Genomic DNA, 13,197 nt, shown 5'->3' on the forward strand with positions numbered 1-13,197 from the left:
GATTTCCTTCACTCTTGCAGATGGCGAATAAACTGGCTCATAGACCTAGCGTTAAGGTTTATGGCGAGGTTTACAGGCATTCTGTAAAAGGCGAGGCGGCATAACTATAGTGGTTTTCCACATATCGGGTGTGGATTTGATCTAGCGCAACAAATATCCGTTAGAATAGCCTTCAAAATGATAGGGTTTTATTTTTACGGCTTTTAAACTTAAGTTTGGCCTGCTTTCAATTTGAATTGGATCTGCTTTTAACTGGATTTAAGCTTGAGTGATTGGGGATAAAGGATTGCACTTCACGTTATTTAGGATGATAAAAACAGTGTTTAGCTCAGGGATGTCACTCAAGTGGCCGTTATCAATTCAAGGTTCAATCGAGCCTAAGATGACACCTCGAATAATTTTCAGGATGGCACTTAGGACTAAGGTGTTCATCACGTTATTAGCGTGCTTGTTCGCTTCGGCAAACGTGTTTGCCGTAGAGCCGCAGAATCAAAGTGTGCATTCGGGCTTAACTGACCCTGAGGTTGTTGCTCAAGTTGCTATCGAAGAGCCCAGTTATCAAGTAGTCGATGTTGGCGTGTTAGCCATCCGCGGTTATAAGGCAACCATCAACCGCTGGCAACCTTTGATGGGGTGGCTCGAAACCCAAATTCCCAATAGTTACTTTAGGTTACACCCTCTTACCCTCGATGAGCTAGCTAAGGGCGTTGAAACCCAAGGGCTCGATTTTGTGATCACCAACCCAGGGCAATCCGTGTTGCTGGCGCGGCAATATTCCCTCACTTGGTTGGCGACCCTGCGCAGTCCGTTAAATAATGGCGCGGCAATGCAAGTGGGCTCGGCGCTGGTGGTGCGCGCCGATTCACCCTATCACACCTTAAGTGATCTTAAGGGACGTCGACTCGGGATCGTATCGAAAAATGCCTTTGGTGGTTACTTGACCTTAGTGTACGAAGCGCAGCTAAAGGGCATCGATTTGCCTCGCTTTGTGGGTGAGATCATTCCGCTGGGGTTCCCGCTAGATAATTTGTTGTATCAGTTAGATGATCAAAAAAGTGGTGATGATGCGGCGAAAGATAATCGACTGGATGCGGCTGTGGTGCCTGTGTGTCAGCTTGAGCAGATGCAAACGGAAGGTCTTATTAACATCGCCCATTATCGAGTGCTCGATAATCAAGCGCCTGCGGGATTTAATTGCCAAGTCTCGACCCACCTTTATCCCAACTGGTCTATGGCAAAGACCAATCGCGCTTCCCAGTCTCTGGCTAAAAGTGTGACTCAAGCTTTGCTGGCGCTGCCCGAAGATCATCTCGCCGCTAAGTCTGCCGATTCTGCGGGCTGGACCACGGCCGTGAGTCAGCTTGCGATCGATCAACTGCTTAAAGATCTCGATATGCATCCTTTGCAGGCACCATGGTGGCAAAGGGCGTGGCAGTGGATCAAGCTACATCAACAATGGGCTTGGTTTGTTTTGGGGATTTTGGTGCTGCTCAATGCGTACCATTTCTGGTTGGAGTATCGTTTTAGCCGTCGCGGCCGGGAGTTGATTAACACTCAGCGCCAGCTCAATGAAAACCGCGCGCTACTGGAACATGCTCAGCGTATCGCGATTGCGGGTGAGCTTGGCGCGAGCCTCTCCCACGAACTCAATCAACCTTTGGCGGCGATTGGCCATTATTGCCATGGCGCCGAAGTGCGATTACAGCGGGGGACGAGCCCTGAGGAACTGCAATCGGTATTGACGCTGATCCAGCAGGAAGTCACGCGCGCCGACAATATTATCAGTCGCTTACGTAATTTATTGAAGAAGCGACCTGTGTCGAAACAACCTTTGTATCTGCATGAGTTGGTCAATGATACTGTGCCGCTGCTCGCCTATGAGTTTGAACAACATCAGATAAACCTTGCCGTCAATGTGAATGGTGAACCCTATTTACAGTCCCTCGATGAAGTTGGCATGCAGCAGTTGTTGCTTAACTTGCTGAAAAACGCCTTTGACGCCTGCGTTCAGCGGTTAGAGCTTGAATCCAGTGGCACAGAACAGATCATCACGCAAAAGCCATACACGCCCACGATCGATATCGATCTTCGCTATCAAGAATGTACGCTCTTGCTGACAGTCACAGATAATGGCACTGGGTTAACCGAAGAGACCAGTCTGCTGATGCAAGCATTTTATTCCACTAAATCAGAGGGGTTAGGTTTAGGCTTAGTGATTTGCCGTGATATTGCCGAGAGCCATGGTGGTACGTTTAGCTTAGAAAGTGCTATGGGTGGCGGTTGCCAAGCGCAGGTGGCTATACCGCGTAAACCTGAACCCAATGGAGCACAATAATGAGTCTTGCCTTACCTGTGTATTTAATCGATGACGATGACTCTGTGCGTCGTTCTTTGCGTTTTATGCTTGAAAGTTATGGCCTTAAGATCACTGACTTTGATAGCGCCGAAGCCTTTTTTGCCGCCGTAGACTTAACACTACCGGGTTGTGCGCTGGTCGATGTGCGAATGCCGGGTTTGAGTGGCCCACAGTTGCATCTTGAATTAGTGGCAAAAAATAGTCCGCTAGCGGTGATTTATCTCACGGGTCATGGCGATGTGCCAATGGCGGTAGATGCGCTTAAATTAGGTGCGGTGGATTTTTTCCAAAAGCCCGCCGATGGCGCTAAGTTAGCCGAAGCGGTCGTCAAAGCGTTGGAACATACCAAGGCGCATCATCAAGACAATCAGTATCTTGAGACGTATCAAGCGCTCACACCAAGGGAGCGGGAGATACTCAACCTGATTGCCCAAGGGTTGAAGAACCAAGAGATCGCCGATAGCCTCTGTATTGCCATGCGCACGGTCGAGATCCACCGCGCCAATTTGATGAAAGGCATGCAAGTGGGATCGCTGGCGGAAATGATGCTGATTTATAGCCGGATCGCCGATCGCCTGCGCCTTGAAGATAACCGCTAAAATTTACCTTTTACTGCGCTAATTGCCGCTTTGTTAGCCGCCTATTTTGGCTAAGTTGTCGTATCATTGGCCGCTTAACATTTGTCTGGCTATGGGTTTATTTTTTGCTGAGCAATGGGCTTAGTGATCCGCTTAGTTCTGGGCTGAGATGTAAGCTGTGGCATTAGTGCAGCGCCGCTTAATTGCCAATACACCGCGATTGCCTTATTTTAGGGGCACTATTTTTAGGTCATGATTTTAAAATCACTTTTTACAGTGCTTTTTAAGGTCTGTGGCCCTCTTGGATTGTTTTCTCTTTGTCCTGTAGAAGGCTTCTGCAGCTTAGATAAGACGCTCCCGTTTGCATAAGGAATGAAATGGCAAGCTTGATTCGTATTGTGCTGATTGATACGCACCTTCCGGGCGTTGTGGAACTCGCCCTCAATGGCCATACCAACATTTGTGGTACTAACGCCTCGGGTAAGACGACATTACAACGTCTAGTACCTGTTTTTTATGGCGAATACCCAAGCCGCGTGGTGCCTTCGACCCGCGACAGTTTCGAGCGTTGGTATTTGCCACACGATTCAAGCTACATCATTTACGAATATCAAAAGGCCGATGGGTTACTGTACCAAGCCGTGCTGGCATCGGCGGGTGATGGTAAGGGCGTTAACTATCGCTTTATCGCCAAAGGTTTTGAGCTAAGCGATTATATTAAATCGCAAAATGGCGACACTATTCTGTGCCACACCATGGCGGAATTAGGCCGTGATTTAAAACGTGCCGGCATCGCCACCACTAACTTGCTCAACACCCGCGAATATCGCGCCATTATCCAAAACGATCGCACCCTATTAAGCACGGGCAGCAACCGCAGCGAACTGCGCGGCTATGCCCGCCAATTTGCCCTGTGTGAGGGCGAGCATTCCCTGCGCCACATCGAAAAGCTCGCCAAAGCGGTGCACTCCAAAGAAGGCAAGATGGAGACGGTCAAATCCATGATCGCCGCCATTTTAGAGGAAGACGGAGTTAATCCGCCCAGCTCACGCTTAAATCCACAGCGCGTTGAGGCGTGGATCCGTGAAAGCCAACTTATCCAAGGGTTTGAAGTCATTCGCCCTGAGTTTGAAAAACTCGAACAAGAATTTAACCAACTGCTCAGCGCCGAACTGCGCTTATCAAGCTTGTCCCGTGGTTATCGCAACGATGAAACCTTAGAAGCTGATCGCCAAGATATTCAGCAAACCTTATCTAAAGAGCTGAATTTAAAACTCAGATTGCTCGACGATGAATGGAAAGAGCAGCGCGATGAGCTCAACCTCGACTTATCCGCAGCCAAAGGCGATGTTGCAAAGTGCGAGTACGAACTCGATGCCATTGAAGATCAGCACAGCGCCTTTTTAGATGCCAACATAGAGCAAGCTAAGGCCGATCTCGAGATGCTGCCGAACTGGCGCACCGATGTTGAAAACTTAAGTGAACGCCACAAGCTGCAAACCGAGAAGCACCAAGATATTGAGGCGGCCTACAATGCCCGTCGCAGTAAGATTGGTGAGCAGTTAAACCGCGAGCTAGAAGGTTTGCATGCCGACCAAGATAAGCAGCGCGAAGCCCGCGATAAGCAACGCGAAGTCGCGCGCACCGATATCGACGCTTTAGAGCTGCAATGGCGCAACCAAATGGATGCGGGCAAGGCCAGCTTTAGCGAGCAGGAATACCAATTTAAACTTACTGCCGCCGAGCTTAAATTACGTGTCGATGGTGTGACTTACACCGAAGAAGAAAAGCTGAGCCTAGCAATTTTCGACGAACGTATTCACCGAGCCGACGAAGAACAAGAAAGCTGCAATGCCAAGGTCGAACGCTTAAGCAGCGATGAACGCAAGCTCAGAGCCAAACGCGACCAAGCCAACGAAGCCTTGCGTATCGCCACCTTAAGGGTGAATGAGCGTCAAACTGCGCTGGATGAACTGCACCACATGCTGTTCCCGCAATCCCACACCCTATTGGAGTTTCTGCGTAAGGAAGCCCAAGGTTGGGAGCAAAGTCTAGGTAAAGTGATTGCGCCTGAACTACTGCATCGCACTGATTTACATCCCAGTTTAGTTAGCGAGTCGAGCGAAGCTTTCTTTGGTGTGCATTTAGATCTTAAGGCGATCGATGTGCCTGAATATGCCGCCTCCGAACAAGAGCTGCGGATTCGGTTAAGTAAAGCCGAAGAAGCCCACACTAGCGCCCAAGAAATGCAGGCCGAGGCCGAATCTCAGCTAGTTGCCATTAATGGCGAGTTGGATAATCTCAGCCGTGAACTTACTTTTGCCCGCACAGCGTATAAAAATAGCCGTGACGATCTGCGTCGCCTATTCGATGAAAAGCGCAGTGAGCAAGATAAAATCAACAAAGCATTGAGCGATCGCAAAGCCCATGCGGGACAAAGACTGACCCAGCTGGATGGCGAGCTGAAACAGCTTAAACATCAGCACGAACTCTGGCTCGAAGAGCAAAAAGAGCAAGCGCTCGAAGCGCGCATGGAAAAACAAGCCTATTGGCAGGAAGTGATCGGCGCGCTCGACAATCAACTCGGCCAAATTAAAGCGACCATTGAAGGCCGCCGCGAAAGTGCCAAAATTGAGCAGAAAGCCTGCGAGACCTGGTACAAAAACGAGCTTAAATCCCGCGGTGTGGATGAGGAGAATATCCTCAAACTCAAGCAACAAATTCGTGAGTTAGAAACCAAAATCAGCCGCGCTGAGCAGCGTCGTAGTGACGTACTGCGTTTCGATGATTGGTATCAACATACTTGGCTGATGCGCAAACCTAAACTGCAAACTCAGCTTGCCGATGTGAAGCGCACGGTATCGGAAATCGATCAACAGCTTAAGGCGAAAACTCAGGATGTGAAGACTCGCCGTCAACAACTCGAAACCGAACGTAAAGCATCCGATGCGGCGCAGGTTGAAGCCTCTGAAAACCTAACGAAGTTACGTGCCGTAATGCGTAAACTCGCCGAGCTTAAGTTGCCGACCAATAATGAAGAAGCCCAAGGTAGCCTAGGCGAGCGTCTGCGCCAAGGTGAAGATTTGCTGCTGAAACGCGATTACTTGATGGGTTCGGTGAAGCAATATGTAGAGCATTTCGACTCAGTGATCGCCAGCAAGTCAGGTTCGGGCCTTGCCGAAACCTGGGAGCGTGCCCGCGAAGAATCGAGCTTTATCAACGACAAAGGCATTCGTCTGCTGGATTACCGCAAGTTAGTGCCACAGCTTGAGCAATTGCTGAACGTGATAGTGCCGCAATCGATTACCGCGCTGCGTGAGCAAGGACGGATTTTCGGCGTCGACTTAACTGCCTTCTATGATGTATTAGCCGATATCGACCGCCGCATCGCATCCCAAAGTGCGCGTATTACCCGCGAAGTGGGCGAAGAGTTATTCCTCGAAGGCGTGTCTGAATCGGCGGTACGTATTCGCTCGCGCATCAGTGAGTTAGAGTTCTGGCCTGAGCTTGAACAGTTCGTCAAAGCCTTTAAACATTGGAAAGCCGATGGCTTTAATGGCTTGCCCGATGAGGATTACACCAACAGTATGCGACGCGCCTTAGACATTATCGGCCGCGCCGCGTTAACGGGGGGCATCTCTAAGTTGCTGGAAATCGAGCTGCGCCTTAAAGAAGGTAACAGCGATCTGATTATCCGCACCGACAGACAGCTTAACGAATCCTCAAGTCACGGTATGGCGTATCTGATTTTGTGTAAGTTCTTGTTGGCATTCACGCGCTTGCTGCGTGGCCGCGCCGATGTGACCATTCACTGGCCAATTGATGAGTTGGGCACTTTGCACCATACCAACGTGAAGAAGATTTTTGACGCCTGCGAAAATAACAATATTTGTGTGCTGGGCGCCTTCCCGAACCCTGAGTCTGAGGTGCTGAACTTGTTCGCCAACCGTTACATTATCAACAAACAAACTAAGAAGTTGCAGGTGGTAAAACCTAAGGTCAATCCAATTGCAGACATGTTGAATAAGCGTTTGTCGAAGGAGGCCATCTAATGAGTGATGCAACCCAAACCGTATTAGTTGGCACTGGTGCTTTGATTGAGCTGTTACTCAAGGGCGAGTTTATTTGCCGCACCACCAATGAAGAAGGCTGGCGCGCCCTTAAAAATAGCAGCACCCGCGAGCGGGTCGAAGGCTATTTAAACCAGATCAACCGTACCGTGGCGTCCGCCGCAGAAGGTGATGTGTTCTTCTGCGGTTATTTGCAGCTCGGCGATAGCGAACGTAAAGTGATTTCATCGCAGTTTAAAGATATCTGTCAGGCATTGATCCCGCTGGTGGAATGGTTGGTATTAGTGCAAGAAGCCAGTGGCCAAGATGCGCCGCTGAGCGAAGGTGCGCCCGTGCGTTTGACCGAGCTGCAAAGCCGTATCGAAGACACGCCGGCGTTCCGTGAGCAGTTAGCCAAACTCAGCCAATATCGTCTATTTGGCTCGACTAGTACCAACAGCGATGCGCAAATCAAGTTAGTCTTCAAACGCTTAGTCGAACTCGGCTATTTAGTGCGCCCCAATGCGGAGAAGCAAATCTATATCGCCACGGGCAAGCTGGATTATTTGTATGAAGTCATTCGGTTTATCGACGAAACCGAAGGCCTAAGCCTAGAAGCGCAGGCGGAAACGGCGACCCAGCGGGACTTAATCTAATGTTGGCACGATTAAACCTAGGTAAAAGTTGCGACCAAGGAGTCCGTGATGAGCAGTAACTTACATCAGGCGGGGGTTAAGCTGCTCAAGAAGTTAGGTCGCCATGCTGACATCATTATGGACGCCTATTTAGCGGGTTCTCTTAACGAGGATGCCCACGATCCAAGCGTGGTTGAAAAGCTCAAACAGGCCGGCATTTTGTGGCGGCCAGAGCCAGATCAGGAGCTGCGGCTTAAGCGTTCTGTTCGCGCCTTGCTCGAAGAAGGTTTAAGCGACGAGCGCAATCGCCAAATCGACTCTAACGTCGGTTCGGCTTTAGCAACCATTAAAACCTTGGCCGACCATTACAAAGAGGCGCGTCATAGCTCTGATTACAGCGCCGCCGAGGCCTATTTATCGGATTTGAGCGAGCATGTTTATAGCTTCGCCGATAGTCTGCGTTATTCGATCCGTGTGCTCTGGGGCCGGATCAACAACGAGTTCGGTTATGTGGGTACGATCAACGCTAAGATCCGCGAAAACGAATTAGCCCAAAGCCAAGTCTCTGAATTGCTTAATGGCTTAGAGATGTTCCAGTTTAGTGAGCTTGGCGAAATCGCCGGCGATATCCGAGAGCTGCGTAAACTCTTAGTGACGACTTTGCAAGAAACCATGAGCGACTGCGCCCAGGAACTGAGCGTTGTGCAGGGGCGTTTACTCGAACTCTTAGGTCGCTTTAGGCAAATCCGTGGCCGTACCCGTTTGCTTAAGGGCTGGTTACTCTACACTGACTTGCATCCGGATTATCGTCCTGCGGACCATGTGTCCCACAAGGAAATTCCAAGCCTATTCAATCGCGCCGAAATTTTGCTAGCGCCTGCTGCGGTAGATGTGCACAACGCCAGCCAAGAGTTAGAGTTGATGGGCATAGTCGCGCACATTAAAGCCATTAGTCGTCATCCCGTGATTGCGGCGGTACGTGAGCGAGATGCGTCCGTGTCACTCACCCAAAGTGAAGACTTCGATGTGCCGGATAATCCGCTTAAACAGGCGGTGGATGAGTATTTTGTCGATGTAATTGAGTCTGGCCTGCGCCAATCTGCGCTGGAATATCTGCTGGATAAGGCATTGCCTTGGGAAGCTGAGAGCTGGATTTATCAAGTGATTGGCGGCTACGAAGGCCTACCCGATGAACACAAAGCTTATTTTGAGCTTGAGCCTTTGGGTGAGCCACATCCCATCTATAGCGGTAACTTTATCATTCGCGATGTTGAGTTATGGCTCGCCTAGGCCAGCAACAACTGCAGCAGTTGGAGAACGCTTTTATTAAGCGTTCTCCCAAGGTTAAGCTCACGGCTAACTGGCGCGCAATTTACCGCGAGTTAGAAGTGGGCGAGTTAGACGAGTCTGAAAAGCATTTGTGCTTCGCGCCCAAAGACTTTGATCTGTTAAGGCAAGGCGTATTGGCGCTAATGGGACTCGATCTCAGGGATCTGGATTTCAATGTCGATCGCATGGCGATGTCCGCCAAAAGTCATAATGAGAAGCTCGCTAAGATCCGCCCCGAAGCCGAGTATGTGTTACTCAAATTTCTGGGCTTTCAATCGCCACCTGTTGCAATATCCGCTTTATCCTCGCTGCGTATTCCTTTGGAGGAAGCACAAAAGCATTGCCGTGAACTTCATGTCGCAGCCATCTTAGTGGTTGAAAACTTGGATGTGTTTGATGTTATCCATCAAGCGCGTTTTCCTGAGGATCTAACGAACCTCATGGTTATTTACCGCGGTAGCGGTCATCATTCACCGATTGGTGTGCGGCATTTTTTGCAAGCAATGGCAGGCGAGCTGCCGATTATCGCCTTTACCGACTTAGATCCCGCAGGGCTGCAAATCGCCCATACCTTAATGGGGGTGACCCATTGCCTTGTGCCGCAACTTGCGCTGGCAGCACCTGCCGAGTTGTTGGGCATTGGGCAAATTAATTCAACCTATGATTTCGACAAGCAAGCGAAACAGACCAAATATCTTCAGCATGCCGATTTAAAGCGTTGGCAAGAATTAGCTTTTTGGTTAACTCAACACAGTATTAGCATCAAACAGCAACACCTGCTAGCTCACGGGCTTGAACTAGTGTTAGTGCCATATATTTAGCCATCACGCATGCCATCTCTCTGCGTTAGTGTAATTATCTAGTTTTAAATTCTTTTATAAGTTGAATTTCAGTCATTAAGACTGAGGTTGATTTTCTAATTGTTTTCAATATGTTTACATTGTGATTTATTGGTTTTCATTCTGTTTAAATATGCAGTTTTAAATAAGTCTTTAGTCTGCTCATTGATTGAGCATAATTATTATTTATGATTTAAAATCAATTCATTACTAATTTTCCGTGATGCGGTTAGCTTAATTTAAGATGAAAAAGTGAAATTTATTCATTGAATTAACGGCTAGCATGTTTCACTATCCCCTGCCTAAGCCAAAAATGGATTGGCAATTGTGCTCATCATGGAAGATGAATAACAAAAAAACTACATTTCTGGGGAAACCACAAGCATGATGAAATCACTTTCGACGCGGATCTTTATAGGTCTGTTTGCGGGTCTTATTTTCGGCACAATAGTGCAGTACTTCTTAAACGATATCGGCTTCTTCTCGGACAATTTGGTCGAGCTTGCCGGCGGCGTTGGCACTATGTTCGTCAATATGATCATGATGCTAGTCGTGCCATTAGTGTTTGTGAGTATTGTTTGTGGTGTCTGTGAGCTGCAAGATCTTAAAAGTTTTGGCCGTTTAGGCGGTAAGACCTTTGGTTTTTACATCATCAATACCTTTGTCGCGATCGCGACGGCATTATTAGTCGTGCTGTTACTCGACCCTGGTAAAGGCGTCGATATGAGCAGCACAGACGGCGTGGCGATTACTGCTACTGAGCTGCCAAGTTTGATGGCACTGGTGATCGACATAGTCCCGCGTAACCCTGTAGCGGCGTTTATGTCGGGCAATATGCTGCAAGTGATCTTTATGGCTTTAATGCTTGGCGGCGTGATTAAGTCACTCGGTGAGCATGTCGCTGGCGCTGTGCAAGGTTTTCAAACCGCGAATAAAATCATGATGAAGCTGATTTCTGTGGTCATGAGTCTAGCGCCCTACGGTGTATTTGCCTTGATGTTCAAGCTCGGCGCGACTTTAGATGCTGGCGTGTTTATGAGCGTAGTTGAGTACATGGTGCTGATCCTCGCGCTGCTGCTACTGTGGATTTTTGTGGTTTATCCTATGGCAGTGGGGGTATTTACTCCTATTTCAGCCAAAACCTTCCGCGAGAAGACCCAAGAGCAAGTGCTGTTTTCACTCTCGACTGCAAGCTCAAATGCGACTATTCCCGTGACCATGCGTACTTTAACGGACAAGTTAGGCGTGAACCGTGCTGTTGCTGGTTTTGGCGTACCGCTGGGGGCGACCATGAACATGGGCGGTGTGGCGATTTATATCACTATTGCGATTTTCTTTGTCGCCAACGCCTTTGGCATGCCCATTACCACTGAGCAATTGCCTTCGCTGTTATTTAGTGTCTTCCTATTATCTGTCGGTGCGGGTGGTGTGCCCGGTGGCGGCATGGTGATGATAGGTGTGTTAATCCATCAAATGGGATTACCGATAGAAGCCTTTGCCATAGTGGCGGCCTTAGATCGGATTATTGATATGGTGCTGACATCCTGTAACGTGGTTGGTGATACTGCGGTGTTGACCATAGTGGATCAAACCGAGAAAGTGCATCAGCTTGAGTCAGCGAAGAGTTAATGTGCCATTAAGTCGTATTCTATAAAAACAAAAGCCACTGAAAACAGTGGCTTTTGTTTAATATTCACTATGCTGGTATTGATGCGTTGCTAGGTTAGCATCAACTATGTTAGCCCATTACTTAGTGCGAGTAATTTTATCCAGATAGCCCATGGCAAAGGCTGATAATACAAAGGTGATGTGGATTAACAGATACCACATGATTTTGTCGTTATCGATATTCTTCACATCCATAAAGATTTTTAGTAGATGAATGGATGAAATCGCCACAATAGAAGCGGCGACTTTGTTTTTTAATGAGCCAGAATCTAACTTACCGAGCCAACTGAGCTTCTCACTGTCTTCGCCCACATCTAATTGTGACACGAAGTTTTCATAGCCAGAAAACATCACCATCACGATAAGGCCACCCACTAGGGTGATATCAATCAGCGATAGGGTGACCAGCACCAGATCGACTTCGGTTATCTCAAAAATAATCGGTAGAATATGGAAGATCTCTTGGAAGAATTTAATGCCTAAACCGATTAGGACTAGGCTTAATCCCAAGTAAATCGGCGCCATAATCCAGCGAGATGCATACATCAATTTTTCAAATATTTGTTCCATATTCCATTTAACCCTTAATCTAAAAATGCGGTAAAAAATCGAGTTGCCAATGACTAAAACCGTAACATAGCGCATTTTAGGCGCGCGATAGCCCTAGGGTAAAGCGTGAGTTATATGCTTTTATTGTGTTTTCGTCACCATTGTAGTCATCTAAACCCTATTTTGGGTATTAGCTGCGCTACAGGGATTAACTTACTTATGCCTTTGATATGTTTGATTGTCGCTTTTTTCAAGCTGATACCAAAGTAAATTCAGCAACAGGGGGCCACGTTTTTACACTTTCTAGTACTTTGCTGAAAGAGGTGACATTTGTCATCGTCTATTGCTGACAACACACACTGCCGTGTTGGATTGTTAGCGTAGATACTTAAGTCATCTAAACAAGGAGGCTTAATCATGCAACACACATCATTGGATCAACAGTTAATCGAATACCGTCAACAACGTGCTTTGGCTATGCCCTTATCCGGCATGATAGTGTGGATCTTGCTGTTTGCATTAAGTTTTGTATTACCTCCTTCACAGTTGGTGATGGCGGTATTTATCGGAACGGGTTCAATCGTCTATTTAGCCATGGGCATTTCTCGGCTAACCGGTGAGAACATGTCGTTCAAGAAAAAGCATGAGCGTAATTGGTTTGATAATGTGTTTTTAGCCGCCGTAGGCATGAGTTTCCTGACCTTTGCTATCAGCATTCCATTCTTTATGGAAAATTATCTGGCATTGCCTTTCGCCCTTGCGGTGCAAACAGGTTTAATGTGGTTAGTCCACGGTGTTTTAGCGGCGCAAAAGGTGGCGATTGTACATGCGATTGTGCGCACTGTGGCTTGCGCGGCTGCTTTTATGTTGTGGCCTGAGTTGAGTTTTCAGCTTCAACCTTTGATTGTGGTGATATGTTATGGGTTTTCGATTCCACTAATGGAACGTCGTTGGAAGATTCAGCAAAATCTGTGTGTTGCGGGTTAGTTTTGCGGCCTTACTGCCGAGATGAATCAAAGTCGTGGGCTTCATCCCATACCTGATTATGTAGATGATTAGTTATAACGGCCTTACGACCGAGGTGAATTAAAGTCGTGGGGCTTCACCCCACACCCGACCAAGGAGGACTGCTCGTCCTATCCTCCTTGGATTCTCCAAGACGCCCCCAACGGAGTTGAAAGCCCCTTGGGCATT

The 13,197-nt window shown here is 48.1% G+C and carries 9 protein-coding genes; 8 read left to right on the plus strand and 1 reads right to left on the minus strand.

All coding sequences use genetic code 11. From position 1 onward, the window contains the following. The first annotated feature begins 382 nt into the window (after window positions 1-382). The 7 genes from NE536_RS03750 (at window position 383) to NE536_RS03780 (ending at window position 11,415) form a co-directional block, all read left to right on the plus strand. Window positions 383-2,335 carry a sensor histidine kinase gene (locus NE536_RS03750; protein WP_261271834.1) on the plus strand — a complete coding sequence of 651 codons (1,953 nt, stop codon included), beginning with the start codon at window positions 383-385 and terminating at the stop codon, window positions 2,333-2,335. Next, on the plus strand, window positions 2,335-2,955 hold the full coding sequence (locus NE536_RS03755) for a response regulator transcription factor (RefSeq protein ID WP_261271835.1): 621 nt from the start codon (window positions 2,335-2,337) through the stop codon (window positions 2,953-2,955). The genes NE536_RS03750 and NE536_RS03755 overlap by 1 nt, the downstream gene beginning before the upstream one ends. Window positions 2,956-3,311: 356 nt before the next feature. Next, window positions 3,312-6,986, plus strand: a complete 3,675-nt coding sequence (locus NE536_RS03760; protein ID WP_261271836.1) for an ATP-binding protein — start codon at window positions 3,312-3,314, stop codon at window positions 6,984-6,986. Next, window positions 6,986-7,639, plus strand: a complete 654-nt coding sequence (locus NE536_RS03765) for a hypothetical protein (protein ID WP_071939957.1) — start codon at window positions 6,986-6,988, stop codon at window positions 7,637-7,639. The genes NE536_RS03760 and NE536_RS03765 overlap by 1 nt, the downstream gene beginning before the upstream one ends. 48 nt (window positions 7,640-7,687) lie before the next feature. Further along, window positions 7,688-8,908, plus strand: a complete 1,221-nt coding sequence (locus tag NE536_RS03770; protein WP_261271837.1) for a phosphoenolpyruvate carboxylase — start codon at window positions 7,688-7,690, stop codon at window positions 8,906-8,908. After that, complete coding sequence (locus tag NE536_RS03775; RefSeq protein WP_261271838.1) at window positions 8,896-9,768, plus strand: DUF7281 domain-containing protein; 873 nt, start codon at window positions 8,896-8,898, stop codon at window positions 9,766-9,768. Before NE536_RS03770 ends, NE536_RS03775 begins: the two co-directional genes overlap by 13 nt. A 402-nt stretch (window positions 9,769-10,170) precedes the next feature. Continuing rightward, a complete protein-coding gene (locus NE536_RS03780) occupies window positions 10,171-11,415 on the plus strand; it encodes a dicarboxylate/amino acid:cation symporter (protein ID WP_261271839.1) in 1,245 nt (414 codons plus the stop codon). Window positions 11,416-11,532: 117 nt separating this feature from the next. On the opposite strand, the gene NE536_RS03785 is transcribed toward NE536_RS03780, so the two are convergent. Beyond that, entirely contained in the window at window positions 11,533-12,024 is a 492-nt protein-coding gene (locus NE536_RS03785) for a TIGR00645 family protein (protein WP_261271840.1), read from the minus strand. A 396-nt stretch (window positions 12,025-12,420) separates the two neighbouring features. On the opposite strand from NE536_RS03785, the gene NE536_RS03790 reads away from it, so the two are divergent. Further along, on the plus strand, window positions 12,421-12,990 hold the full coding sequence (locus NE536_RS03790) for a DUF7010 family protein (RefSeq protein ID WP_261271841.1): 570 nt from the start codon (window positions 12,421-12,423) through the stop codon (window positions 12,988-12,990). Window positions 12,991-13,197: the final 207 nt, after the last annotated feature.

This window comes from Shewanella septentrionalis (assembly GCF_025370265.1).
Classification (GTDB): Bacteria; Pseudomonadota; Gammaproteobacteria; order Enterobacterales; family Shewanellaceae; genus Shewanella; species Shewanella hafniensis.

Excerpts from the sequence above, each read along its gene's own strand:
- NE536_RS03790 (WP_261271841.1), top strand. The coding sequence starts at position 12,421 with ATGCAACACACATCATTGGATCAACAGTTAATCGAATACCGTCAACAA.
- NE536_RS03750 (WP_261271834.1), top strand. The coding sequence starts at position 383 with ATGACACCTCGAATAATTTTCAGGATGGCACTTAGGACTAAGGTGTTC.
- NE536_RS03785 (WP_261271840.1), bottom strand. The coding sequence starts at position 12,024 with ATGGAACAAATATTTGAAAAATTGATGTATGCATCTCGCTGGATTATG.
- NE536_RS03765 (WP_071939957.1), top strand. The coding sequence starts at position 6,986 with ATGAGTGATGCAACCCAAACCGTATTAGTTGGCACTGGTGCTTTGATT.
- NE536_RS03780 (WP_261271839.1), top strand. The coding sequence starts at position 10,171 with ATGATGAAATCACTTTCGACGCGGATCTTTATAGGTCTGTTTGCGGGT.
- NE536_RS03775 (WP_261271838.1), top strand. The coding sequence starts at position 8,896 with ATGGCTCGCCTAGGCCAGCAACAACTGCAGCAGTTGGAGAACGCTTTT.
- NE536_RS03760 (WP_261271836.1), top strand. The coding sequence starts at position 3,312 with ATGGCAAGCTTGATTCGTATTGTGCTGATTGATACGCACCTTCCGGGC.
- NE536_RS03770 (WP_261271837.1), top strand. The coding sequence starts at position 7,688 with ATGAGCAGTAACTTACATCAGGCGGGGGTTAAGCTGCTCAAGAAGTTA.
- NE536_RS03755 (WP_261271835.1), top strand. The coding sequence starts at position 2,335 with ATGAGTCTTGCCTTACCTGTGTATTTAATCGATGACGATGACTCTGTG.